Source organism: Rothia sp. SD9660Na (assembly GCF_030064065.1).
GTDB lineage: Bacteria > Actinomycetota > Actinomycetes > Actinomycetales > Micrococcaceae > Rothia.
Genome location: NZ_CP125946.1, coordinates 1051998 through 1074980, shown reverse-complemented (window position 1 = coordinate 1074980; position 22983 = coordinate 1051998). Strand labels below are relative to the sequence as shown.

27 protein-coding genes, 2 tRNA genes and 1 pseudogene are annotated in these 22983 nt (G+C 58.7%); 5 read left to right on the top strand and 25 right to left on the bottom strand.

What is annotated here, in order from left to right:
* Positions 1-14 precede the first annotated feature (14 nt).
* Positions 15-569, top strand: coding sequence for an NADPH-dependent FMN reductase (locus QM007_RS05190; protein WP_283490850.1), 555 nt, complete (start codon positions 15-17; stop codon positions 567-569).
* 15 nt (positions 570-584) lie between these two features.
* Here the strand turns inward: QM007_RS05190 and QM007_RS05185 are convergent, their stop codons facing one another.
* Positions 585-935: a DUF2200 domain-containing protein gene (locus QM007_RS05185; RefSeq protein ID WP_283490849.1), complete on the bottom strand. Its 351-nt coding sequence runs from the start codon at positions 933-935 to the stop codon at positions 585-587.
* A gap of 67 nt (positions 936-1002) precedes the next feature.
* A complete protein-coding gene (locus tag QM007_RS05180) occupies positions 1003-1350 on the bottom strand; it encodes a hypothetical protein (RefSeq protein ID WP_283490848.1) in 348 nt (115 codons plus the stop codon).
* Between the two features lie 245 nt (positions 1351-1595).
* Here QM007_RS05180 and QM007_RS05175 point away from each other — a divergent pair, with 245 nt between their 5' ends.
* The gene (locus QM007_RS05175) at positions 1596-2066 is read left to right on the top strand and encodes a DUF3817 domain-containing protein (RefSeq protein ID WP_283490847.1); all 471 of its coding nucleotides are present in this window, start codon (positions 1596-1598) and stop codon (positions 2064-2066) included.
* 350 nt (positions 2067-2416) lie between these two features.
* On the opposite strand, the gene QM007_RS05170 is transcribed toward QM007_RS05175, so the two are convergent.
* The 7 genes and pseudogenes from QM007_RS05170 to QM007_RS05155 form a co-directional block, all read right to left on the bottom strand.
* Positions 2417-2923, bottom strand: a complete 507-nt coding sequence (locus QM007_RS05170) for a hypothetical protein (RefSeq protein ID WP_283490846.1) — start codon at positions 2921-2923, stop codon at positions 2417-2419.
* A gap of 65 nt (positions 2924-2988) precedes the next feature.
* A complete protein-coding gene (locus tag QM007_RS05165) occupies positions 2989-4233 on the bottom strand; it encodes an IS256 family transposase (RefSeq protein ID WP_283489550.1) in 1245 nt (414 codons plus the stop codon).
* Positions 4234-4347: 114 nt separating this feature from the next.
* Positions 4348-4569, bottom strand: a pseudogene (locus tag QM007_RS11120) (transposase); the annotation flags it as partial.
* A 129-nt stretch (positions 4570-4698) separates the two neighbouring features.
* Positions 4699-4863 carry a transposase-like zinc-binding domain-containing protein gene (locus QM007_RS11115; RefSeq protein WP_502949096.1) on the bottom strand — a complete coding sequence of 55 codons (165 nt, stop codon included), beginning with the start codon at positions 4861-4863 and terminating at the stop codon, positions 4699-4701.
* Between the two features lie 299 nt (positions 4864-5162).
* Positions 5163-5516, bottom strand: a complete 354-nt coding sequence (locus tag QM007_RS11110; RefSeq protein ID WP_502949081.1) for a DUF952 domain-containing protein — start codon at positions 5514-5516, stop codon at positions 5163-5165.
* A 47-nt stretch (positions 5517-5563) separates the two neighbouring features.
* Complete coding sequence (locus tag QM007_RS05160; RefSeq protein WP_185174621.1) at positions 5564-5911, bottom strand: type II toxin-antitoxin system PemK/MazF family toxin; 348 nt, start codon at positions 5909-5911, stop codon at positions 5564-5566.
* A complete protein-coding gene (locus QM007_RS05155) occupies positions 5908-6132 on the bottom strand; it encodes a ribbon-helix-helix domain-containing protein (RefSeq protein WP_237206551.1) in 225 nt (74 codons plus the stop codon). Before QM007_RS05155 ends, QM007_RS05160 begins: the two co-directional genes overlap by 4 nt.
* A 122-nt stretch (positions 6133-6254) precedes the next feature.
* On the opposite strand from QM007_RS05155, the gene QM007_RS05150 reads away from it, so the two are divergent.
* Positions 6255-7058 carry a tRNA threonylcarbamoyladenosine dehydratase gene (locus QM007_RS05150; protein WP_283490845.1) on the top strand — a complete coding sequence of 268 codons (804 nt, stop codon included), beginning with the start codon at positions 6255-6257 and terminating at the stop codon, positions 7056-7058.
* A gap of 1 nt (position 7059) precedes the next feature.
* Entirely contained in the window at positions 7060-7848 is a 789-nt protein-coding gene (locus QM007_RS05145) for a TatD family hydrolase (RefSeq protein WP_283490843.1), read from the top strand.
* Positions 7849-7969: 121 nt separating this feature from the next.
* Here QM007_RS05145 and QM007_RS05140 read toward each other — a convergent pair whose 3' ends face one another.
* The 14 genes from QM007_RS05140 to QM007_RS05075 all read right to left on the bottom strand — a co-directional run bounded on the left by QM007_RS05140 (position 7970) and on the right by QM007_RS05075 (position 20823).
* A complete protein-coding gene (locus QM007_RS05140; RefSeq protein ID WP_272878551.1) occupies positions 7970-8197 on the bottom strand; it encodes a helix-turn-helix domain-containing protein in 228 nt (75 codons plus the stop codon).
* Complete coding sequence (locus QM007_RS05135) at positions 8194-8670, bottom strand: DUF2975 domain-containing protein (protein ID WP_283490842.1); 477 nt, start codon at positions 8668-8670, stop codon at positions 8194-8196. Before QM007_RS05135 ends, QM007_RS05140 begins: the two co-directional genes overlap by 4 nt.
* A gap of 138 nt (positions 8671-8808) precedes the next feature.
* Positions 8809-8884, bottom strand: a tRNA-Ala gene (locus QM007_RS05130).
* 1 nt (position 8885) lies between these two features.
* Positions 8886-8958, bottom strand: a tRNA-Ala gene (locus QM007_RS05125).
* Positions 8959-9192: 234 nt separating this feature from the next.
* Positions 9193-9645, bottom strand: coding sequence for a ribosome silencing factor (gene rsfS / locus QM007_RS05120; protein WP_283490841.1), 453 nt, complete (start codon positions 9643-9645; stop codon positions 9193-9195).
* Between the two features lie 59 nt (positions 9646-9704).
* A complete protein-coding gene (locus QM007_RS05115; RefSeq protein ID WP_283490840.1) occupies positions 9705-10856 on the bottom strand; it encodes a prolipoprotein diacylglyceryl transferase in 1152 nt (383 codons plus the stop codon).
* Positions 10857-10948: 92 nt separating this feature from the next.
* The gene (gene nadD, locus QM007_RS05110; protein WP_502949080.1) at positions 10949-11644 is read right to left on the bottom strand and encodes a nicotinate-nucleotide adenylyltransferase; all 696 of its coding nucleotides are present in this window, start codon (positions 11642-11644) and stop codon (positions 10949-10951) included.
* A 100-nt stretch (positions 11645-11744) separates the two neighbouring features.
* A complete protein-coding gene (locus QM007_RS05105) occupies positions 11745-11993 on the bottom strand; it encodes a hypothetical protein (protein ID WP_283490839.1) in 249 nt (82 codons plus the stop codon).
* A gap of 131 nt (positions 11994-12124) precedes the next feature.
* Positions 12125-13408, bottom strand: a complete 1284-nt coding sequence (locus QM007_RS05100; RefSeq protein ID WP_283490838.1) for a glutamate-5-semialdehyde dehydrogenase — start codon at positions 13406-13408, stop codon at positions 12125-12127.
* A gap of 95 nt (positions 13409-13503) precedes the next feature.
* Positions 13504-14613 carry a glutamate 5-kinase gene (gene proB / locus QM007_RS05095; protein WP_283491004.1) on the bottom strand — a complete coding sequence of 370 codons (1110 nt, stop codon included), beginning with the start codon at positions 14611-14613 and terminating at the stop codon, positions 13504-13506.
* 215 nt (positions 14614-14828) lie between these two features.
* A complete protein-coding gene (gene obgE / locus QM007_RS05090; protein WP_283490837.1) occupies positions 14829-16436 on the bottom strand; it encodes a GTPase ObgE in 1608 nt (535 codons plus the stop codon).
* 183 nt (positions 16437-16619) lie between these two features.
* Positions 16620-16877, bottom strand: a complete 258-nt coding sequence (gene rpmA, locus QM007_RS05085; RefSeq protein WP_135013898.1) for a 50S ribosomal protein L27 — start codon at positions 16875-16877, stop codon at positions 16620-16622.
* Between the two features lie 53 nt (positions 16878-16930).
* On the bottom strand, positions 16931-17242 hold the full coding sequence (rplU, locus tag QM007_RS05080; protein WP_135013897.1) for a 50S ribosomal protein L21: 312 nt from the start codon (positions 17240-17242) through the stop codon (positions 16931-16933).
* A 386-nt stretch (positions 17243-17628) separates the two neighbouring features.
* Positions 17629-20823, bottom strand: a complete 3195-nt coding sequence (locus QM007_RS05075) for an Rne/Rng family ribonuclease (RefSeq protein ID WP_283490836.1) — start codon at positions 20821-20823, stop codon at positions 17629-17631.
* A 531-nt stretch (positions 20824-21354) separates the two neighbouring features.
* Between QM007_RS05075 and QM007_RS05070 the strand changes: the two genes are divergently transcribed.
* Positions 21355-21981 (top strand): vitamin K epoxide reductase family protein, encoded by a 627-nt coding sequence (locus tag QM007_RS05070; protein ID WP_283490835.1) that lies wholly within the window; start codon positions 21355-21357, stop codon positions 21979-21981.
* Positions 21982-22059: 78 nt separating this feature from the next.
* Here QM007_RS05070 and ndk read toward each other — a convergent pair whose 3' ends face one another.
* Both ndk and QM007_RS05060 read right to left on the bottom strand, forming a co-directional pair.
* Entirely contained in the window at positions 22060-22476 is a 417-nt protein-coding gene (gene ndk, locus QM007_RS05065; protein WP_283490834.1) for a nucleoside-diphosphate kinase, read from the bottom strand.
* A 59-nt stretch (positions 22477-22535) separates the two neighbouring features.
* Complete coding sequence (locus QM007_RS05060) at positions 22536-22976, bottom strand: DUF4233 domain-containing protein (RefSeq protein WP_502949079.1); 441 nt, start codon at positions 22974-22976, stop codon at positions 22536-22538.
* Between the last annotated feature and the right edge of the window lie 7 nt (positions 22977-22983).

Sequence of the window (22983 nt, the reverse complement as noted above, 5' to 3'; positions counted from 1 at the left end):
TTTGAGGAGTTTTGATGGCTCGCATCGGTATTATTCTTGGTTCTACCCGCCCTACCCGTATTAGCCCAGTGGTGGGCGCCTGGGCGCAGGAGCATCTGGCTGCCCTGGGCAATCACACCTACGAGATCATTGATTTGGCGGAGCAGAATCTGCCCCTCTTTGACGAGCCTGCATCGCCCAAGTCGGGGGTTCCCTACCAGCACCAGCACACTCGTGACTGGTCTGAGCTGGTTTCTGGGTTTGACGGTTTTGTGGTGGCCCTACCTGAATACAACGGTGGTCTGCCGGCAGTATTGAAGAATGCCATGGACTACCTGTTTGCTGAGTGGAAGGACAAGCCGGTTGCGGTGGTGTCCTATGGTTTTGGGGCGGGGCTCAAGTCGGCTGCGCAGTTCGAGCTAATCTGCCCGAACTACGGCCTGGTGCTGGTGCCCGCGGCGGTGAATATCAAGTTGGGCCGCGCGATGTTTGATGCTGAGGGTAAGATTTCGGACACCGCCACTGCCTTTGCCGAGTACGAGCAGGCCCTGCCCATCGTAGATAAGGCCCTGGGCGAAGCACTGGCATAAGCCAGTTCAGCTGGATTAGGGCAGGGTTCGAAGGATTTTTTCGAGCGGACGCCCCTTCGCTACCTCGTCAACGAGTTTGTCGAGGTAGCGAATCTGCTGCATAAGGGGGTCTTCAATCTCCTGCACCTTGTACCCGCAGATGGAGCCGGTAATGAGGTGCGCGGCGGGGTTAAGCTGGGCTGAGGCGAAGAAGTCGCGGAAGGATATCCGCCCCTCAAGGTGGCGGGCCAGGTCGGCGGGGCTGTAGCCGGTGAGCCAGCAGGTGACGGTCTCAACCAGGGCGGTGTCCTGCCCCTTGCGTTCTACCTTGACCAGGTAGTGGGGCCAGACCTCGGCAACGGGCATGTCAAAGATTTTGTGGGTCATGGGGTAAGTCTATCGGTTAGAGAAAAACTGACTCTCTCACGCCCTTGGAGTCCAAGGAAGTCACTAGTCACTGCTTATACTTTTTCGAGTTTTTGTGCTTAAGCAGAGCCGTGGCCTGGCCCCATACCGCCATGACAGCGCACCCTGTCACCAAGGCAGCTGTGAGGTTAAGGGCTGGGGCAGCATCAAAGCGCATACCCACAAAGAGCATCATGAAAAAGGCGCTAGCAACCGTCCAGGGCTTCTCTGACTCCCACAAAAGGTAGGTAGAGAGCACCAGAAAGAAGAAAGCGGCAGCGGTACTCATCAGAAAAAGGTCTGAGGGCACTTCCACAAACAGCAGAGCTATTATCTGGCACACCAGTGTCGTAGAAACCGCCGCAATACCCAGGCAACCTCGAACTGTTCGGTTCATGCTCTCTTCCTTCCTGTGGCTAGGTCACGATGTCGAGACATACTGTTTTTCTACAATGCTATAGACGGCATCACCGAATTTTTGGAAACTAGACGGGCAGTCGGCGATATCGTTTTCGACGCCAGTACCTAGCTCATCGGCCAGTACAGCTTATTAGAACTAGCCCGGGCCAAGGAAGAAGAGAACCGGTAAAGTGGTGCTGAGTCTATAAACAAGCAATCCCTCACCCTAACACCTAGGACACCATGCGACCAGATTCTAAGCCCACCCCTCGGGCGCTCTTCCGTACTTTTGCCACCGCTGAAATGATCACCTGGGCTCTGCTCATTACGGCCCTGATTCTGCGGGGTACCGGCGTAACCAATATTGTGCCCATTGCCGGTGGTATTCACGGGTTTGTTTTTCTGAGCTACTGCGTGGTGACTGTCTTTACCTGGGTGAACCAGCAGTGGAAGGCTCCCGTGGGCATCGCGGGTCTGCTGCTGTCGGTGATTCCCTTTGCGACGGTTCCCTTTGAGCTTTTCCTCGATAAGCGGGGCCTACTGCGCGGGGGCTGGCGTCTGGCACCTGGTGGGGCGGCGCCGTCCGGCCTGTTCGAGAAAGCCCAGGCCTGGGTCCTGGCCAAGCCCGCCCTGGCCAGCGCCCTGTTGCTTGCCTTTGTGGTTCTGCTCTTCGTGGTGCTCCTGCTGGCGGGCCCGCCCGTGCCCAAGAACTAGCAACTACTTTCGCCTAACGAAACGCCCTCAACCCTTTCAATAAGAGTTGAGGGCGTTTATCAAATAGAGGAGGCGGTGCAGAGACCGAGGCCTCTGCACCCTATATTCCTAGTCCTCGTTATCTAGCAGCTTCAGAAGCTTCTCGACGATGCTCAAAAGGCTATCGACAATCGCTACCAGCGCAGCTAGAATCAGAACTAGGTTCAGAAGTGTCGTTACCACTTCTAAACCTCCTCTATTTGATTTTTGAACGTACCGGGCAGATTTGCCCGGTACGTTTTTATCTTAACAGCATCATGCCGCCTCAAATAGGGGTTATAGGCAGAAAAGTGTGTCCCACCCCGGGCGCGTCACCCACCACGACCACCCCAACCACGCCGCACCACCACACCCTCACCCACAACAAACACACCCCGCAACTCATCCAAAGAACGCCCCACAGCAGCCTCCTTCCTCCGACCAGCAAGAGCAACCACCGGCACCGGCTCCAACCTAATCACCTCATCAACACTGGCACCCCAAGCCGCATCCACCCACAAAAGCCACCCCACAGCCCGCCACTGATGCTCCACCGGCATTCCACGATGCTCGCGCAACATGGCACGAATTTTCGCGTTATAGCCTTCTATGTGATTCGTGGTACGAGAAATAGAACCCTCCCTGAGCAAGTCTGAATCTAGAAAAGTAAACACAACACCCTGTTTCACCAAACGCTCAAGCCTCCTATAGGCAGTACGCACACGCTCATGGGTGTACTGCCAAGAACCATCAGATAACCAGGTTCTCTCCTTGATAAAGCCTTGATACTGCGAGTGCCAGGACGCTAAAGAGGCTGACCAGATCGCTGCTTCATCCAAGCTGGTTACTCGTAGAAGGGCTCTAGAAGGGACTGTCAGATTAACGGTGTAAACCCACAACAAATCTAGCGACCAGCCACCTGCGGCAACCGATCACCAAAAACAATAGCAAAAGCATTCAATGCCGGCTTCCACCGAGTCATCCACCGCCGGGCACCAGCACCTGAAGGATCCAAAGACCGAACCGTCAAATACATAAACTTCAAAGCTGACTCCTCAGACACAAAATGCCCACGCGACCTGGCAGAACGCCGCAACCTAGCATTCAAAGACTCAATCGCATTCGTCGAATACAACACCCGACGAACCTCCATCTCATACGACAAAAAAGGAATAAATTCCTCCCAGCGACGCCACCACAAAGCACTAATAGCCGGGTACTTCTCATCCCACTTCTGCCCAAAGGCCTCCAAAGCCGCCTGCGCAGCCTGCTCGGTCACCGCCTGATAGACCGGCTTCAAATCCCGGCAAATCGCCTCCCAGTGCTGCCTGGGGGCGTAATGCATGGAATTGCGGATCATGTGAATGACGCAGTTTTGCACAATCGTGCGTTCATAGACCGCATTCACGGCCTCAGGCAGGCCGGTGAGCCCATCACAGACCAGGTAGAAGATATCAGCGGTGCCACGGTTCTTCAGCTCGGTCAGGATCTGTAGCCAGAATTTGGCTGATTCGCCTGCCCCTTCAGGGCCTGCCCAGATTCCTAACACATCCCTAGCGCCTTCGACGTTGACTCCCATAGCCACGTAGAAGGGGCGGTTGCTTACCTGCCCTTCGCGGACTTTCAGGTAGATTGCATCGATAAACACAGCCAGGTAGACCGTTTCTAGGGGCCTGGCGGCCCATTCATTCATCTGGTCAAGGACCGTTGTGGTGATACGGCTGATGGTGTCTTTACTGATGCTGGCCCCATAGATTTGCTCGAAGTGGGCTGCGATGTCACCGTAGGTGAGTCCTTTGGCGGCCAGGGAGAGGATGATTTCATCGACGTTTTTGAGTCGACGGGCTCGTTTGGGCACGATGGTCGGTTCGAAGGAGCCGTCGCGGTCGCGGGGGACTTTGATGTCGATGGGGCCGACGGTGTCGGTGAGGATTCTTTTGGTGCGGTAGCCGTTTCTGGTGTTTTGGCTTGTCTGGTTGGGGTTTTCGGCGTGTTTGGGGTAGCCGAGGTGGTCGGTGAGTTCTTCGTCGAGGGCAGCTTGGATGATGTCTTGGGTGAGGGTTTTGAGTAGGGTGTCGCTGCTGAGGTCTAGGCCTTGTTCTTTGGCTTGGGTGATGAGGTTTTGGGCGAGTTGGTGTTCTGTTGTCATGGTGTTATTTTCTCCTGTTGGGGTTGGGGGGGGTACACCGTTTTCCTGACAGTCCCCTCTAGAAATCTTTAATAAGGACTTGCCAGCCTCAGTGCGTGGGGCGCTAGTGAGCAGGGCTCTGGTGTTTCTATAAATGTGCACTAGGCAGCGTTGGATCCGTGTTTCTGGCCAGCATGTTTTGGCGGCGCTGGCAAAGCCAGCCCCGCCATCTACGATGGCTACATCTGGGGCTGGGATGCGTGAGAGTAAAGCTTGGTAGGCTGCGGTGTTCTCATTTTTAGCCCATTGGTAGTCGATGACACCAACGCTGTGGTTGTAGGCGATGATGCAGACCATGCCGCTGATGTAGATGCCATCGAGTTGGATTTCGTGGTGGATTTGGCCTGTTTGTTTGATTGGTGGGGTGATGTTCCAGCACCAGGCGGTATTGGCGCGGAAGGTTCGTCCAGCTCCTAGGGTGGTGTGTTACTGGGTGTTTTTACTGGTGAGCCAGGTGATGAAGGCTGCTAGTTGGTGTTTGCGTGTGCTGGTGGGGCGTTTGATGGTTCTGCTGGCGCCGCAGTGGGTGCAGCGGTAGCGTGTGGTTCCTGCGCTGGTGGTGCCGTTGCGTTTGGTTCGTTGGTTGCATATCAGGCATGTGGGGTTTTTGGGCTCACTTGGTTTAGGTTAGCTTGTGGGGCTAATGTGTGGGGTTGGTTGTCTTGTGGTTGTTGGGTTGTGGGGGTGTTGGGGACACACTTTTCTGCCTATAACCCTCAAATAGACCTAAGTGGTTGATGCTGAATCACCCTTTTACCCTTAGTTCGCATTAGGCTACGTTGCCTATCTGACGAAAGTGCGTCATATCGCCCACCGTGCACATGGCAGGTGCACGCTCAGCGATATGACGCACTTTCGTCTATCACAATCTTTGGATGTGCTTGTATTACCTACTTGCGATGTAAAACTTTGAACAGGCACAGGGGTAGGTGCCCTCCATAAACATGCGGAAACAACTCGGAACTAGGATCAGAAGGGTCTGCTGGTTCCCATCGAACAGTGAACCCAGCAGGCTCTAATTCACGGGGGTCGATTTCAAGGACGAGAATATCTGGCCTGTCACCATAGATGAAGTCTGAAACTCGCTTTACCTGATCCATATCCGCGCAAGCGTGCAAGAATCCCTGCTCGTTGATACTCACTCCACGTGTCGAATGAACCCACACCTTAAGTTTCTGCGCTTGTTCCCAGTCTTCGGGCAAAGCTATGTGATAAATCGTCACTAAAGTTCCTCCGAGAAACATGCATTACCTGTTTTCAAATACCAGCACCTCTGCCCTGAGCTGACCACTTACAGATTCAAATGAACTTTCAAAGCCTCATCTAGTTCCCAAACTTTATTTCTCGATAAGGTACCTATATAGTCGCCGATACGATCCACAGATACTGTTCTTATAAGTTCTGTTTGGGCTTTTGAGTCGGTAGATAGGCCGGTTTCGTCCTGGGCCAAGAGCACCTGAAACGAAGCAATAAATCTAGTATTAGAGGTCAATGGAACAACCGTCAGTGTCCCGATACCGTGATGGGCTACATAAGTATTCGATTCATCCCTACTCACGATGATGGCAGGCCTTTTCTTGTTGGGCTCACTCCCTCGGGCAGGCTCAAAATCTACCCAGTAGACGTCACCTCGTCTCATACAAGACCGTCTCCTGAAGTCTGACCCCACACATCTTCTTCACCAGACTCTGCCCATTCCCGATGTGCTCTGGCGTATTCATCAGTGAGGTCTACGGATGTCATCTGATCAATGGCTGCTTTAATGGCAGATGACCGAGAAGCAAATTTCCTTTGTGCGATAAAACGGTCGAGAGCCTCAACCGTTTCGTCCGCTAAGCTGATACTAATTTTGGTGGTCATACCTCAATCCTACCGACTGGGTTATCTGCAGCTCAAGACCTCAACCCATGAGGCACACGCCCTGCTCCCACCCATATGGCATAATGTCCAGGTTAGACGCACTGACTTTTCGAGGAGACCCTGTGGGTGTTGAGAGCGAACGTTTTGCCCGGTTGAGGCTACTTTTTAAGAACGAGGGCCTGCAGAAACTTCAGGACGCCACCGTCATGGTGCTGGGTCTTGGCGGCGTAGGTTCTGCCTGCGCTGAGGCTCTGGCCCGCGGCGGTGTCGGCAACCTGATTGTGCTGGACCGCGACGTCGTGGAAGAAAGCAACATCAACCGGCAGGCCCTGGCGTTTACCTCCACCCTGGGCAAGGTCAAGGCCGAGGTCATGGAGGGCATGATTAAGGAGATCCAGCCCGACTGCACCGTTACCGCCGAGCGGGTTTTCCTTACCCCCGATAACCTGGCTGAGACTCTGGATAAGTTCCCCCGCCCTGACTATGTCATTGACTGCATCGATACCATCACCCAGAAGCTGGCTGTCTACCAGTGGGCTGCTGAGCGGGGTCTGAACCTGGTGGCGTCGATGGGCGCGGCGAACCGTCTTGACCCGACCATGCTGCAGTTCGCTAATATCCGCCGCACCTACAACTGTTCTATGTCGAAGGTGGTTCGCGCCGAGTGCCGCAAGCGCCAGATTTACGGGCTTGAGGTGCTCTTTTCCACCGAGTTGCCTTTCAAGGTGGAGAAGGTCCCCGGGGCTAAGGCTAAGGGTGAGACTCTGGGGTCGATGAGCTACATGCCCCCGATTATGGGGCAGATGTTGGCGGGTAAGGTGATTCGTCAGCTGGCCGGTATGGAAGAGATTCCGGCGCCTCCCTATCTTGGTTCCCAGGCGGGAGAGGAGGACGCCGCAGGTCAGCACCTGCCTCAGCCCCGCTAGCATGCTGCTTGACACCCACTTTCACTATGACTTCCTAGCCCCGGCGCTTCGTCCAGCGTTTGACGAGGCGCTGCGAGCCCAGGGCGTCCAGGTGGTTGCCCAGACCCTGAAGCCCTCAGCCTACCGGCAACTTCGGGAAACTGCTCCCCCAGATGGCCCCCTGCTGTCTCTTGGTTTTCACCCCTGGCAGATGGCCTCGTCTGCCCAGGTTGAGGCTGAGCTTGAGATTTTTGAGGCTGAGGTGCGAAGCACCCGGTTGATTGGTGAGATTGGTTTAGATTTTCTGCCCCGCCACTTGGAGGCCTCCCCTGCCGACCTGCAGGTAGAGGCCCTGCGCCGCATTTTGAGTGCGGTTCTCCAGGCAGCGGATGGGCAACCTACTGAGAAGCCCTATGTGCTCTCTTTGCACGCCGTCCGCGCAACAACGGCGATGCTTGATCTTTTTGAGAAGCTTGATGTGCCCAGCTCCCCTATCGTTCCAGTGGTTCACCGGTTTGGGGGAACGAGTGACGAGCTGACTCGGCTGATGAGGGCAGGTGGGTGCATTTCGGTTCATCCGCAGATGGTTGAGAGCAAGCGCGGACGGGCGTACTTCCGCCAAGTGCCCACAGATCGCCTGCTTTTGGAGACAGACCTGCCCGAGCAGCCTACCGACGCGCTCGATACCCAGCTTTTTGCGCAGGAAGTGGGCGGACGCCTGCGCCGGCTTATCGAGTGCATTTCGGCTGAGCGCGGCGAGGACTGTGCACCGGTTCTACAAGAGAACCAGAGGAGGCTCTACTCCCTATAGCCCTATCCGTGGTGTACCCAGCCCCAAGGTTTCACAGGGCTTGAGGATCTAAAGAACTCCTGGGCCCTTCGAGATGTGACTCTTTAGGTCGAGCCTCCTGCCTAGTTACTTCTCCGGTGCTCTACCGCTCGAAGCTAGCTGGCCCTTCGTCGTCCACGAATTCGAGAACGTCGCTCACACTACAGTCGAGTACCTTGCAAATGCTTTCGAGAGTGGTGAAGCGTATCGCTTTCGCACGCCCGTTTTTCAGTACAGCGATATTAGCTGGGGTAATACCAACAGCCTCCGCGAATTCGTTGACGCTCATACCCCGTTCGGCAAGCAACACATTGAGCTTGACCTTAATCAAATGACGGCCTCCAATTCTTCATGCTCGGTGCGGGCCTTATCATAGGTGCGGACCGCTAAACAGGTAACGCAAATAAACCCGATTGCGGCCAGGGTTGACATCACTAGGCCAAGCAGAATGAGCACGCCGCCGGCATTCATCGTGACACACAAGTGTATCGCCACCCCAGCAGGGATAACAAAGCCCAGGACGCAGAGCGCCCCCACCGCCTGAATAAGAGCCCGTGTGGCGCCATTCCAGAAGCCGGGTGTGGCGCTCTTTCCCAGTAGCTTGCACAGCAGGACGGCAGCTAGCTGAAAGCATAGCAGGGAGGCTATTCCTAGGGTTGAGTAGGGGGTTACAAGGTGGAGCACCTCGGGGTGGACCTCGGCTGATTCATTGGCTGCGATGGGCACAAGGAGCTGGCCGAGAAAGAGGACGACGATGAATAGGGTGAGTATGGCGATGAGGATTCGCCGTGCAAATGTATCCATGTATCGATTATCAATAGCCACCTATCGAAAGTCAATAGTTTCTATGGCTTAACAGACCCTCAACCCGAGCGCCTACCCCAGTTCTACCCTTAAGCAAAAAAGACCGCCCCTGTTAAACTTTCACAGGAACGGTCTTGATGGTGGAGGTAAGGGGATTCGAACCCCTGACCTTCTGCATGCCATGCAGACGCGCTACCAACTGCGCCATACCCCCGTGGAGCTAAGGGGATTCGAACCCCTGACCTTCTGCATGCCATGCAGACGCGCTACCAACTGCGCCATAGCCCCTTATTCATTTATTCCCCGCTCTCGCGGCGACTGTTCTATCTTATGGCACCCACAAGGGCTCACGCAAATCGAGAGCCCACCAGCACCTATGAACTGCATCACACAATATTCATGGGCTGTTCAACCTATGTCCATAAAAGGACGCCCCACCCTACTCCCCTAACGCAGGGAAGTTGGGTGTGGAGCAGGCTCGCAGCGAGCGCGAGCCTGCGCAACCCCTCTTAGGATGAGCTTCTAGTCTTCGCGCTGGTTCATCAAATCCGCTTCGGGAGTGATGATCTCGAAGTCAGCTTCGGCACCTTCAGTATCGATGGCACCAGCTTCGCTCTCTAGGCCCAGGTCGATGCGGGGGGCGTCGCCCCAGAGGCGGTCGAGGGCGTAGAAGGCGCGGTCTTCTTCGTGCTGTACGTGCACTACGATGTCGCCGAAGTCCAGGAGCACCCAGCGGCCTTCTGCACGGCCTTCGCGGCGCAGGGGCTTGAGGCCCAGTTCTTCACGGAGCTTATCTTCAACCTCGTCAACAATCGCGTTGACCAGGCGTTCGTTGTGGGCTGAGACGACTAGGAAGCCGTCGATCAAACCCATAATGTCAGAAGCGTCGACGGCCAGCAGGTTGGTTCCCTGCATGTCGTCGGCCGCGCGTGCGGCTACCTTCAACGCTTCAATAGACTCTGCAGCTGCAGTCATTTCGCCCTTTCCGAGCAAATCATTCCCCAAACCTTTTGGGGTCTCATTCAACTAAATCTTTAACTGAAGAAAAGGAACCACACGGTGGCCAGCACAAGCACGAGAAGCAGGAGGCCCACGACGGCTACGATAGCGCCGGTGGATCGACCCTCTGATGTTTCTGGGCTGTAGGTTGCTGCTGCTTCTTGTTCCACTTCGGCAAGGTCGCTGGAGGGGGCTTCGTCCGTTTGTTTGACGGTACCTGCGAAGTTGAAGCGCTGAGCGTCTTCTTCCTGGTCGGGGCCGGGGGCCGCCACCGGGGTCTCAGGTGCAGACTCGGTGGTCTCTTCGTCCGCTTCTGCCTGCGGCTCGTAGGTATACCCTTCGGGGGCCTCGGCATTTTCTTCAGAACTATCAGAGTCTACCGCACCGTCACTGTCGCTGGCTAGGGTGCTGGTGGCCGGGTCAGTCACATCGGCAGTGTCAATTTCGGTGAGATCCAGGCCCTGGGCATCAACCGCGCGGACGGGGGCGGGCAGGTCCGGGGTGTGCTGGCCTGCGGTGAAGAGTTCGGTGACGGGACCGCTCTGCGCGTCTTCGGCGAGCTCCGCTTCGGTTTCTTCTTCGGGGTGGGTTGCCCTATATTCATCGTCCTTGGCCTGGGCGCGGGCGATGATAGCGGCAATCGCCTCAGGGTTTGTGGTGACGACGGGTTCCTCGGCCTTACGCTCTTCTACCTGCAGCTCATCAACGCTCACGAAGTCACTTTCACCGGTGATTTCGCCGGCGGCAGCGGCGAAGTCTACCTGCTCGGTAGCTTCAGCCTGCTCGGAGTAGTCAGCGCCGAGAACCTGCTGGTCAATGTGAGCGAGGGGATCTTCGACCACAGTGGCACGGGTGTTATCGAAATCTACGTCGAGCTTCTCGCCCTCACCGGTGCTGATGCTGCCCATCTGCGACAGGTCAACCAGGGAGCGGGCGGCGTCCTGCTCTACTTCTACACCCTCGATGGCCCCCATAAACATGGGCACCTCGGGCAACTCTTCGTCCCCCCGCTGCAGGGCGCGCAGGTATTCAGCGACCTCTTCGTAGTAGCGGCTCAGACGGCGCGGGCCCATAGGGCGGGTCGGGGGCGGGATTTCTATCCCGTCCTCAGTGACGTAGCTTTCGGTGAGGTAGGCGGGTGTCTCGTCGTTCTGGCCGTCCGCGGCCTGATCGGGTCGTGTGCTCACAGTGTTTCCTTGAGTGGGATGCCTGGTTCTTGTGGTTAATGCTATCAACCCAGACAAGTGGTGAAGGTTCTTAGCCGAGGTGGTCTTTGGTTTTATTTCAGCCGGGGCAGGCCAGCTACGTAGCCGCTGCCCGAGGTGCCGGTGTCGTCGCCGGTGTAGAGGCTGTATTTATTGATGTACTGCACTACCCCATCGGGCACCAGGTACCAGACAGGCAGGTCGTTGCGAGCGCGGTCGCGAATGTCGGTCGACGAGATGGCCATGGCCGGTATTTCGATGACGCGGACGCGCCCCTGCGCTTCTTCGGGCACGGTCAGTTCGTGGCCGGGGCGGGTGACCGCCACGAAGGTGGCGAGGTCCCACATCTTGTGGGCGTCCTTCCAGGTGGTAATTTGGCTCATGGCGTCGGCACCGGTGATGAAGAAGAGCTCGACGTTGGGGCGCTCGGTTCGTAGGTCGGTGAGGGTATCGATGGTGAAGGTAGGGCCCTGGCGGTCAATATCGACCCGGCTTACGGTGAAGCGGGGGTTAGAAGCGGTGGCAATCACCGTCATCAGGTAGCGGTGCTCGGGGGCGGTGACCTGTTTGTTGGCCTTCTGCCAGGGGTTGCCGGTGGGCACGAAAATTACTTCGTCGAGACTGAGCACGGCAGCGACTTCGCTGGCCGCAACCAGGTGCCCGTGGTGAATGGGGTCGAAGGTGCCACCCATGACCCCCACGCGGGTGGTGGCGGGGTCGGGTTCGGGGATACCGAGCTCACGTCGGATTTCATGGGCGGGACGAATCACGGGTCTCCTGCTCGCTTTTGTATGTACGGCTTCGGCGCGGGCCCGCTCCCCCGGTTACCGGGTGGTGCGGGCACCGCGCCGAAGTGTGGTGGAGAAAAGTTTAGCGCTTGTGCTTGCTCTGGTAGTCGCGCAGGGCATCGGTCTCTTCGTGGGAGAGGTGGTCTGCTGCATGGTCGGGGCGTACAACGCCGCGGCCTGAGAATGAGATGGTAATGAGGAAGAGAATGCCGAAGACAATGAAGCCGATAATAGCGAACCAGTAGGTGGGCATGCCGAGCAGTTCGAGCTGGTGGCTACCTTCTTCTGAGGCAAGTGCGGTGGAGCCTGATGCAAGTACAGATGAAAACATGTGTGTACCTTTCGAGGCTGGGCGGTGTGTGGCCGCGCCAGTGCGGTCAAGTATGGGTTTATTACCATGCTACCGGGTTTCGCGCTCTATGAGCGGGACTTTACCCGGTAGCAGGTGCGATTTTTCTGCTTTTAGTCGCGGCTGTGCCAGTCGCCGCGCACGATCCACTTGGTGGTGGTGAGCTGTTCTAGGCCCATGGGGCCGCGGGCGTGCAGTTTCTGGGTCGAGATGCCAACCTCAGCCCCCAGGCCGAATTGGCCGCCGTCCGTAAATCGGGTGGAGGCGTTCACGTACACCGCCGCGGAGTCAACGTCGCGAATAAACTTCTCGGCATTGGCGATGTCGTTGGTCAGAATCGCCTCGGAGTGGCCGGTCGAGTATTCGCGAATATGGGCGATAGCTGCGCGAACATCGGGCACTGTCTTAACCGCTAGGTCCAGGGAGCCGTATTCGGTGGCCCAGTCCTCCTCGGTTGCTTCTACCGCGTCTGCGCCCTCGGGCAGGATGGCGCGGGTGGCGGCGTCCGCATGCAGGGTTACCCCCGCCTTAGCCAGGGCCGCAAGGACGCCCGGAGCGGCTTTCGCGCCCTCGGCCAGCAGCAGGGTTTCTACAGTGTTACAGGTACCGGGCCGCTGGGTCTTAGCATTCACCAGAATCTCCGCGGATTTTTCCGGGTCGGCGGTGACATCGAGGAAGATGTGGCAGTTACCCTCACCGGTCTCAATCACCGGCACCTTAGCGTTCTGCACCACCGACTGAATCAGGCTGTGCCCACCACGGGGAATCAGCACATCAATGTGACCGCGGGAAAGCATCATGGCCGCAGCGCCCTCACGGCCGAACTCGTCCACCGACTGCACCGAGTCAATCGGCAGGCCGGTAGCGTGCAGGGCATCGCGGATAATACGAACAATCACCTGGTTGCTCTTGGCAGCAGCTGAACCGCCGCGCAGCATCACCGCGTTACCGGCCTTAATAGCTAAGCCAGCGATATCAACCGTTACATTGGGGCGAGCCTCATAAATAGCGCCCACCACGCCCAGGGGCACCCGCACCTGCTGCATCCGCAGGCCGTTCGGCAGGGTTGAACCGCGCACCAGCTCCCCCACCGGGTCGGGCAGGGCAACCAGCTCGCGCAGGGCGTCCGCAAGCTCAACTACCCGGTGCTCGGTCAAGCGCAGGCGGTCCAGCATAGCCTCGCTCATACCGGCTTCCCGCTCCCGTTCAAGATCCTGGGCGTTCTGCTCAATAATCACCGCCGAATGCTTTTCGAGTGAATCGGCAACAGCTAGCAAAGCCCGGTTCTTCCACCGGGTATCGGCCTTGGCCAGACGGCGGGAGGCGATACGGGCATCCACCGCCATATCGGTGACCTGCCGCATCACATCGTCACTCACGTGTACCTGCTCGCCCATGAGCGTCTCCTTATGTATAGGGGGGTTGAACAACCTTGAAACTATCCTACCGCCGCACCCGCGCAAGGGCCCAGTATTACTGGGGCCGGTGATTACTACTGGGTGGGGGCCACCAGCGCAATATTATCGGCGTGCGCTACCGTACCGTCGTAGGTCTCCCCCATAGTGCGCTGAATCTGCTCGGTGTGCAGACCCACCATCTGGGCGGTCTCACCGGCAGTATAAGAACTCAGGGCATGAGCCAGCACCTCGCCGCCCTCATCAACGATCACCACGGGGCTACCACCCTCAAACGAGCCCTGAACACCCAGCACACCGGCTGCCAGCAGAGAACGACGGCGGCGCAGGGCGGCAGCAGCACCCGCATCCACGGTAATTGAGCCCTCAATATCGGCCAGATGCTCCAGCCAGAGGGTCTGCACCGGGCGGCGCTCGCCGGTGGCGTAGAACCAGGTGCCGACGTCCTCACCGGCAAAAGCGGCGCGGGCGTGAGCCGCGCTGGTCACCAGGGCAGGAATTCCGGACGCCGCCGCCACCTGGGCAGCCTTCACCTTCGTCACCATACCACCGGAGCCCACACCGGCAGACCCCACCGACCCAATCGACAGACCAGCCAGGTCAGCTTCGTTACGCACGCTGCTCACACGCTCGCCGCCCTGGTCGGGGTGGCGGGTGTAGAGGGCATCCACGTCCGAGAGCAGAAGCAGGGCGTCGGCTTTGACGGTGTGGGCCACAAGGGCCGCGATACGGTCATTATCGCCGAAGCGGATTTCGCGGGTAGCTACCGCATCGTTCTCGTTGATAATGGGCATGACCCCCAAATCAAGCAGGCGCTCTAACTGGCGGTGGGCGTTCTGGTAGCGGTCCCGGGCCATGAGGTCTTCGGCAGTCAGCAGCACCTGGGAAACGGTAACGCCGTAGCGGGTAAAGATATCGGTATAGCGGCTCATCAGTAAGGACTGGCCGACGGACGCCGCCGCCTGCTGGGTTGCCAAATCTTTAGGACGGCGCGACAGGCCCAGCGGGGCCAGGCCGGCAGCGATAGCACCCGAGGACACAAAGACCAGCTCGATAGAGGGGTGCTCTTTTTTCTTCTTAGCCAGCACATCGGAGATAGTGGCGATAGCCAGCTCGTCCAGGGAGTTTTCGATGGAGGTCAGGGACGAAGAACCCACCTTCACCACGATCCGCTTAGCCCGTGGCATGTCGGAGCGTTCGATGATGGGGCTGCGGCGGTGCTTGCCGCGTGACTCGGCGCTAGCCTGGAAGGCGTCCTTCAAATCCAATTGATTAGCTCCCTTAAAGTGTTAACTTTAGCTTCTATGAATATAGAGCAGAGTCGCCCCGGGCACACTACCCGGGGCGACTCCTTACACATAGTGAAATAAGAGCGGGGCGAAGAAAACCGCCCTAGCCCCTCTTACTCTTCCTCTGCCGCGCGCTTGGCAGCCCGCTTTTCAGCCTTAGCTGCCTTGGCCTTAGCGGCGCGGGCCTCGTCGACAGACTCGGTCCAGATACCCGCCACGCGCTCAGCCTCAAGCTCGGCACGGGCCTCAGCCTTGGCGTCCATACGCTCGTGGAACTCAGCCTTGCGCTGGGCACGGGTAGGGCGAATGATTTCCTCAAGGCGGGCATCGGTACCGCGCGGGGATGAGAGCAGCTCGGCGCCGCCAACCATGGTGGGCTCCCAGTCAAAGACCACGGCGTCCACTTCTTCACCGATCACCACAGCGTCACCGGCAACAGCACCGGCCTTGAAGAGCTCATCTTCAACGCCCAGGCGGTTGAGGCGGTCAGCCAGGTAGCCCACAGCTTCGTCGTTGTTGAAGTCGGTCTGCTTAATCCAGCGCTCAGGCTTCTCACCGATGACGCGGAAGAGGGGCTCAAGATTGCGCTCTTCCTTGCGGATGATGAATTCCTGGCGCTTCTTGGAGCGGAAGCCCTTGGGCTTGACCACGGCAACGTCTTCTGCGGGGGCGCTCTTACTCTTCTTGCGGGCCTTGCGGTCTGCTTCAACGAGCTCTGCCATAGCGAAGGTCAGCTGCTTGAGACCTTCGTGGGAGGCGGTTGAGATTTCAAAGACCCGGTAGCCGCGCTCTTCAAACATGGGGCGGACGAACTCGGCCAGCTCGCGCGCTTCGGGCACGTCGATCTTGTTGAGCACGATAATCTGGGGGCGCTCGTTGAGGGGCACGGTGACGCCGGCGGTGGGGTCAACCTCGTAGTTTTCAAGTTCCCCACGAATCACGTCGAAGTCGCTGATGGGGTCGCGGTTGGGCTCTAGGGTGGCGCAGTCAATCACGTGCACCAGGGCGCTGGAGCGCTCCACGTGGCGCAGGAAGCGGTGGCCCAGGCCCTTACCTTCGGAGGCACCTTCAATCAGGCCGGGAACATCGGCTACGGTGTAGCGGGTATCGCCAGCCTGCACCACACCCAGGTTGGGAATCAGGGTGGTGAAGGGGTAGTCAGCGATCTTGGGGCGAGCTGCAGAAATAGCTGCAATGAGGGAGGACTTACCGGCTGAGGGGTAGCCCACCAGGGCAATGTCTGCGATGGACTTAAGTTCCAGCACGATATCGCGAGTTGAACCGGGAATACCGAGCAGGGCAAAACCGGGGGCCTTGCGTTTGGTGGAGGCCAGGGCGGCGTTGCCCTTACCGCCGATGCCGCCTTCAGCTGCAACGAATTCGTCACCGATGCGCACCAGGTCGGCCAGCACGTTGCCGTCGCGGTCCTTGACCACGGTGCCTTGGGGTACGGGCAGAATCAGGTCTTGGCCGTTGAAGCCGTGGGACATATCTCCTCGCCCGATGTCGCCGTTGGGGGCGCTCTGGTGGGGGCTGTGGTGGTATTCGAGCAGGGTGGTGATCTGGGCGTTTACGCGCAGGATGACGTCGCCGCCCTTGCCGCCGTTACCGCCGTTGGGGCCGCCGAGGGGCTTAAACTTCTCACGGCGAACCGAGACACAGCCGTGCCCACCGTGCCCACCGGTTACGTGTAGGACCACGCGATCTACAAATTCTGCCACGAGTGCAAGCTCCTTCAAAAAAGTTTGGTTTGGTTATCTAGTCTACAGGGTCGCCCCGACGCCGGTCCCCCTCTGGTTTACGGGCGGACGCCCGCGGGGCGGCTTTGCGGAGGTGAGGTACGCAAAAGGGCGATTACGAGTTGCCCCGTAATCGCCCTTCTACTGAGGTGAGGTGTTTAGGCCTTACTCAGCGGCTGCAAGGATGTTGACTACCTTGCGGCCCTTGCGGGTACCGAATTCGACCTTACCTGCTGCCAGAGCGAACAGGGTGTCGTCGCCACCGCGGCCTACGTTGTTGCCGGGGTGGAAGTGGGTGCCGCGCTGACGAACGAGGATTTCGCCTGCGTTGACGGTCTCGCCGCCGTAGCGCTTAACACCGAGGTACTGGGGGTTTGAGTCACGGCCGTTACGGGTGGAGCTTGCGCCCTTCTTATGTGCCATTGATGCCTACCTTAGGTCAAAGAATGTTGGGATAAAACCAGTCTAAGCTGAACTTATGCGTTGATCGCGGTGATCTTAACGGTGGTCAGTTCGGCGCGGAAGCCCTGACGCTTCTTGTAGCCGGTCTTGTTCTTGTACTTCTGAATAACGATCTTGGGACCGCGGAGGTCTTCGATCTTTTCTGCGGTGACCTTGGCTGAAGCCAGGGACTTTGCATCAACGGTGACCTTGTCGCCGTCAACCAGCATCAGCACGGGCAGCTCAATGGTGCTACCGGGCTCGCCAGCGACGCGGTCAAGGGTAACCAGGTCTCCAACTGAGACCTTTTCCTGGCGGCCGCCAGCGCGGACAATTGCGTATGCCACTTGGGAACTCACTTCTTCTTGACGTCATTTTAATGGTTCAAAACGAGTCTTCCTGAAAGGAACTCGGGCTCAACAGCAAGGTGGTGACCCGGTTTGCTCAGTACGTACCGGGCGGTTTCAGGCTCTGTCGTTTTGAGATGGTGTGGCCTTATCCCGGGTGGAATATGCCTAGCTGAGTCCACGCTAACGCTTGCTTGTGGAAACAGCACCGACTCACCAGTTTACGTGGTGAGCCGGTGCTGAGCAAGATATGTGGTGAACCACTCAGGATCCGGGGAGGTGAAGGCCCCGAAGCCGACTGGCTGGGTCTGGCATGAATTGCTTATGAGCGCCAGCGAATCAGCAAGAAGGTTAGTCGGCGGAGGGGCCTTTTATTCCCCGGATCTTTAGTTACCTACACGCTTGATATCTGCAGCTGAGACGCCGACGCCGAGCATGACGGGGGCGTCATCGCTGGATGCGGCGGGCTTAGTAGCCTGGTCGATGCTGGCGACTACGGAGCTACCGGTTGCGGCCTTGACCTCTTCGGTGCGTACCTCGGTGGAGCCGGCACCTGAGCTGACGGCGCGGCGGGAGCGGCGCTTCTTGCGGGGTGCTTCGCTGGTAGCTGCTGCGGGTGCGGACGCCTCGGCGGGGGTTTCACCGGGTGCTTCAACCTTCTTGCCGGGGATGGCAACACCGGTGACGGTCGGGTCTGCTGCGACCTCGATGGGGGCGACGTACTTGACGTCGGTGCTTGAGGCGCGGCGGGGCTTGCGGGTGCGGCCCTTGCCTGACCCGTCCTGGTTGCGGGTGCCGTGGCGGTCGGTGCGGTCTGCACGGCCGGCTCGGTCGTTACGGCCAGAGCGCTCACCTGAGTTTGCTGCTTCTTCGCCCTCGCGCGGCTCATAGTCGCGTCCGGCCTTTTGGGAGGCGCGGGCACGGGCTTCACCGGCACGAATCGCGTCGAGACGTGATGAGTTCTGAGTGAAGCGGGAGTCAACTTCGGGGTCTACATCGAGTGAGGCATCGGAGTTGACGGAGAAGTCATCTGCTGAGATGTCTTCCCGCTTCTTGCCGCCTCGGCGCTTGGACTGGTTCCGGCCCTTTGAGCGTTCCTCGGAACGCACTTCGGCCTCGGTGTCAGCCTCAGCTTCGGTGTCAAAAACAGCAGCCAGAGATTCGAGAGTGAAGGAGCCCTGCTCCCCCATGTTCTCTTCAGATTCTGCCTCTACACCGGTGGGCAGCTCAATGACCTCATCGCCAATAGTGAGCACCTGCTCACCGCGGGCGTCCTGACCCTGCTGGTTTTCCAGCTCACTCCCCACCTCGGCACGGCGATTGCGCTTGCGGCGCTTACGCTTGCGGGCTGACTTGGACTCAGTTTCTTCCTGCTCGTCCCCGTGGTGGGAGCTGGCGGCAACAATGTTGGCCAGAGCAGCCTTGCGAGCCTCAGTCTTCTGCTCGGTCTCTTCGTCGACCTCGGTGAAGTCGTGGCGGTTTTGGGTCTTCTGGTTGCGGTAGCGCTTGCGGTCATCGCGCTCGGCACGGTGGATGAAGTCGCTGGCACCACCAGAGCGGCCCTTGAGGGGCTGGTCGTGCACGAGAATACCGCGGCCAGCACAGGCTTCACAGGGTTCTGAGAAGACTTCGAGCAGGCCGGTGCCCATGCGCTTGCGGGTCATCTGTACCAGGCCCAGGGAGGTCACTTCGGCCACCTGGTGCTTGGTGCGGTCGCGGCCCAGGCACTCTACCAAGCGGCGCAGTACTAGGTCACGGTTGGATTCGAGCACCATGTCGATGAAGTCGATGACCACGATGCCGCCGATATCGCGTAGGCGTAGCTGGCGGACGATTTCTTCGGCTGCTTCCAGGTTGTTCTTGGTGACGGTCTCTTCCAGGTTGCCGCCGGAGCCGATGAACTTGCCGGTATTGACGTCCACCACGGTCATCGCTTCGGTACGGTCAATGACCAGGGAGCCGCCGGAGGGCAGGTAGACCTTGCGGTCCAGGGCCTTAGCCAGCTGCTCTTCAATCCGGTAGTGGTCAAAGAGGTCATCGTCCTCTTCCCACTTCTTCAGGCGGTCCAGTAGGTCGGGAGCAACGTAGGTGACGTAGGCTTCGATGGAGTCCCAGGCGTCCGAGCCCTGCACCATCATGGAGGTGAAGTCTTCGTTGAAGACATCGCGCACGGTCTTGATGGTCAGGTCGGGTTCCTGATAGAGCAGTTCGGGGGCCAGAACTTTGCGGGATTCGCTCTTGGCCTTAATTTCTTCCCACTGCACGCGCAGGCGGTTGATGTCGTTGCTCAGCTCTTCCTCGCTGGCGCCCTCTGCGGCGGTGCGGACAATGACGCCGGCGTCCTCAGGCACACGGTCCTTGAGGATCTTCTTCAGGCGCTGACGCTCAACGTCGGGCAGCTTGCGGGAGATACCGGTCATGGATCCGCCGGGCACGTAGACCAGGTAGCGGCCGGGCAGGGAGACCTGGCTGGTCAGGCGGGCGCCCTTGTGACCGACGGGGTCTTTGGTGACCTGCACCAGTACCGAGTCGCCTGCCTTGAGGGCATTTTCGATCTTGCGGGGGGCACCGTCGAGGCCGGTGACGTCCCAGTTGACTTCACCAGCGTAGAGAACGGCGTTGCGGCCACGGCCGATGTCCACGAAGGCAGCTTCCATGGAGGGAAGAACGTTCTGAACCTTACCCAAGTAGACGTTACCGATCAGGGAGTCCTGCTGGGTCTTGGAGACAAAGTGCTCAGCCAGCACGCCGTCTTCAAGCACGCCAATCTGAATGCGGTCGTCCTTCTGGCGTACCAGCATCTGGCGGTCAACGGACTCACGACGGGCCAAGAACTCAGCCTCGGTAATGATCTGGCGGCGGCGGCCGGTGGCGCGGGTTTCGCGGCGACGGATGCGCTTGGCTTCCAGGCGGGTGGAGCCGCGGACGCCGGTGACCCGGTTGGTGCTGTGGGAGTCAGACAGGCGCGGGGCGCGTACCTTAACGATGGTGTCCTCGGGGTCGCCATCGGTACCGCCCTCAAATTCTAAGTCAGCATCTCCCCTGCGGCGGCGGCGGCGACGGTGGGAGGTGATTTCCGGATCCAGGTCAGCCAAACGACGCTCACGGCGCTCGGCTTCCTCAGCCTGGCGGCGGGCTTCCTTTTCAGCCCGGAGCTGCTCCATGATTTCGTCCATGTTGGGCGAGTAGAAGAGTAGGTTGTTGGAGCTAACAGCAGCATTAACCTGGGCCAGCTCCTCCTCCTTGAGCTCACGCAGGCTCTTCTGGGGAACCACCGGCTCTTCGGTGCTTTCTGAAGCCGCCTCTTCGGCACTATCACTAGCCTCGCTTGAGGGGGCTTCTTCTTCGGCCTTCTCTTCTTCAGACGAGGGACTCTCAGCGGCCTGATGCTGGTCATTAGCCTCTGCCTGCTGGGGCCCTTCGGCACCCTCGGTCTCAACTAGTGCCTTGGCTTCGGGCCCCTTGGCCTGAGATTCATCAACCTCGGTGGCAACCTCGGCAAGCTGATCTGCCTGCCCGGTGGTTTCTACAGCCTGGTTTTCTTCGAGGTTTTCTACTACCTCGGGCTTCTCGCTGCTCATCAGCCTTCACTCTCCTTGTGTTCGTTTGCCCCCACCGCACCGGGGGTCTTGCCTGCTGTCGGTGGTCCCTGACCGCGCATTTGGTCGGTCCACCGAAATCCTCGGTTACCCGGTAGAGCCCTGCTCCTTGGCGTACTCGACAGGTCAAGGCTTCTATGCTCCATGCCGAGGGGTACCGGGCCAGCGGCATCAACCCGAGGCAGTACTAGGGCTGCACTTGTGAGGGCAAGACGGTAAGGACGTCTGCGGGGAGGCAGAGCGTCACCGGCCGTGTCGGGGTGCCTGCTGGGTAGTGCCACCGCGTGCGGGCGGCACACTACCTCCCCCATTCTCTCATACCCGGGGCCTTTTCACCCCATCTATATCCGAACTCAACCCGCACCGAGCCGCCCTGCACCGGGAAGGAGACCACGGGCGTCCTTACCTGGGAACTTTGTAAAGAAAACCTGCCTCCCTCTGCAAAACCGACCTCGCTAGCAGCCTGCCCCGTAGTATGGGGAAAGAAAGTTTTGTACATCCTAAGGATTCACCGTGTCTACCCCTGTGAACACCACCGATACTGCTAGCTCCATCAGCCAAGCCCAGCTAGACCGCAGGCTCGCCTGGTTTACCCTCATTCCCGGCCTGCTAGCCTTCGGCGCTGCCGCCATGCTGGTTTATGAGCGCTTGCAGATTTATATGGACGGGGCCCACAAGTCTGTCTGTGATATCAACGCCCTACTCAACTGCGGCACCGTCATGCGCACCTGGCAGGCTGAAGCCTTCGGCTTCCCCAACCCCTTTATCGGTATTGCTGGTTACGCCATCGTCCTTGCAATTTCAACCGCCCTGATTGCCGGTGCATCCTTTGCCCGCTGGTACTGGGTGGCTATGCAGGTGGGCCACACCCTAGCCATGGCCTTTGTGGTGTGGCTCTGGTACAACACCACTTTTGACATCAACGCCCTCTGCCTCTTCTGCATGATCGTGTGGATTATGCAAACTGCCATTTTCGTCAAGGTCACCACCCGCAATATTCATGCCGGGGTGATACCCGCACCTGAGAGTATCCGTCGAGCGGCCCCCAACTGGACCTGGTTCTCCATCATTCTGGTCTACATCTTGATTTTCGGTATTATCTTTATCCGCTTCTTCGATGTGATCGTGGGGATGCTCTAAACCCTTTCCCACAGCAAAAGGCCGGGGCCCTCCTACTGAGGGCCCCAGCCTTTTAATCTGAATAAATCAGCGGGGTGCTTAGGCACCGAACCAGAGCACGATTTCTCGTTCTGCCGACTCGGGTGAGTCTGAGCCGTGGACCAGGTTCTTCTGTACGCTCTCGCCCCAGTCACGGCCAAAGTCGCCGCGGATGGTGCCGGGGGCAGCGGTGGTGGGGTTTGAGGAACCCATGAGAGTACGGGCACCCTCAAGCACGCCGTTACCTTCGAGCACCAGGGCAACCACGGGGCCCGATCCCATGTAGGACACCAGCGGCTCGTAGAAGGGCTTGCCCTCGTGTTCCGCATAGTGCTGCTCAAGCAGCTCACGGGAGGGAACCAGCATCTTCAACTCAGCAATGCGGTAGCCCTTACGCTCGAAACGGGCCAGCACCTGGCCGGTGAGGTTGCGTTCAACACCGTCGGGCTTGACCAGAATCAGGGTACGCTCGGTCATGACAATCTCCTTTGATAGGTCAGGGGCAAGTTTTCACCCTAACCCTATCAGAGACCCCGCTAGGCGGGGTTAGCCTTCTCCCATTCTTCTTGCTCTTTGGCGCGGACGGCGTTCTCGGCGTCCAGGCGGGCACCGCGGGTGACCCCGTACCAGTAGGCCACAGCAAAAGCCGCTCCCACAAAGAACATAGAAGGCAGGGCAAAGCCCACCAGAATCAGAGCAACCTGCAGACCGTAGCCCAGGTGGTATCCCCAGGGCTTCTTTAGGAAGGCCGGGGTAACCAGCAGGGCTGCCGCCAGAGCCAGACCCACTGCCCAAATCAGCACCTTGACCCAGGTGGGATCGTTGAAGTGGTGGCCAAAGATGGCCAGGGTGGCAAAGAAGGCAACCAGGGCTTCGAGCGAGAGCACCATCGAGGTAAACATGACCTTGATAGAGCGCTGCTTCTTGGGCTGATTGGGACGCCATTCGCGCTGGGCGCGCGTCATTCTCGCCATCATCTCTCCT

What these genes read in the sequence shown, in the direction of transcription:
- ndk (WP_283490834.1), bottom strand. Translation starts at nt 22,476, where the DNA reads ATGACCGAGCGTACCCTGATTCTGGTCAAGCCCGACGGTGTTGAACGC.
- QM007_RS05175 (WP_283490847.1), top strand. Translation starts at nt 1,596, where the DNA reads ATGCGACCAGATTCTAAGCCCACCCCTCGGGCGCTCTTCCGTACTTTT.
- proB (WP_283491004.1), bottom strand. Translation starts at nt 14,613, where the DNA reads ATGCCACGGGCTAAGCGGATCGTGGTGAAGGTGGGTTCTTCGTCCCTG.
- QM007_RS05105 (WP_283490839.1), bottom strand. Translation starts at nt 11,993, where the DNA reads ATGTTTTCATCTGTACTTGCATCAGGCTCCACCGCACTTGCCTCAGAA.
- QM007_RS05165 (WP_283489550.1), bottom strand. Translation starts at nt 4,233, where the DNA reads ATGACAACAGAACACCAACTCGCCCAAAACCTCATCACCCAAGCCAAA.
- QM007_RS05190 (WP_283490850.1), top strand. Translation starts at nt 15, where the DNA reads ATGGCTCGCATCGGTATTATTCTTGGTTCTACCCGCCCTACCCGTATT.
- QM007_RS11110 (WP_502949081.1), bottom strand. Translation starts at nt 5,516, where the DNA reads ATGTTTCTCGGAGGAACTTTAGTGACGATTTATCACATAGCTTTGCCC.
- QM007_RS05135 (WP_283490842.1), bottom strand. Translation starts at nt 8,670, where the DNA reads ATGGATACATTTGCACGGCGAATCCTCATCGCCATACTCACCCTATTC.
- QM007_RS05180 (WP_283490848.1), bottom strand. Translation starts at nt 1,350, where the DNA reads ATGAACCGAACAGTTCGAGGTTGCCTGGGTATTGCGGCGGTTTCTACG.
- QM007_RS05185 (WP_283490849.1), bottom strand. Translation starts at nt 935, where the DNA reads ATGACCCACAAAATCTTTGACATGCCCGTTGCCGAGGTCTGGCCCCAC.
- rpmA (WP_135013898.1), bottom strand. Translation starts at nt 16,877, where the DNA reads ATGGCACATAAGAAGGGCGCAAGCTCCACCCGTAACGGCCGTGACTCA.
- QM007_RS05075 (WP_283490836.1), bottom strand. Translation starts at nt 20,823, where the DNA reads ATGAGCAGCGAGAAGCCCGAGGTAGTAGAAAACCTCGAAGAAAACCAG.
- rsfS (WP_283490841.1), bottom strand. Translation starts at nt 9,645, where the DNA reads ATGACTGCAGCTGCAGAGTCTATTGAAGCGTTGAAGGTAGCCGCACGC.
- QM007_RS05145 (WP_283490843.1), top strand. Translation starts at nt 7,060, where the DNA reads ATGCTGCTTGACACCCACTTTCACTATGACTTCCTAGCCCCGGCGCTT.
- QM007_RS05155 (WP_237206551.1), bottom strand. Translation starts at nt 6,132, where the DNA reads ATGACCACCAAAATTAGTATCAGCTTAGCGGACGAAACGGTTGAGGCT.
- QM007_RS05100 (WP_283490838.1), bottom strand. Translation starts at nt 13,408, where the DNA reads ATGGGCGAGCAGGTACACGTGAGTGACGATGTGATGCGGCAGGTCACC.
- QM007_RS05160 (WP_185174621.1), bottom strand. Translation starts at nt 5,911, where the DNA reads ATGAGACGAGGTGACGTCTACTGGGTAGATTTTGAGCCTGCCCGAGGG.
- QM007_RS05060 (WP_502949079.1), bottom strand. Translation starts at nt 22,976, where the DNA reads ATGATGGCGAGAATGACGCGCGCCCAGCGCGAATGGCGTCCCAATCAG.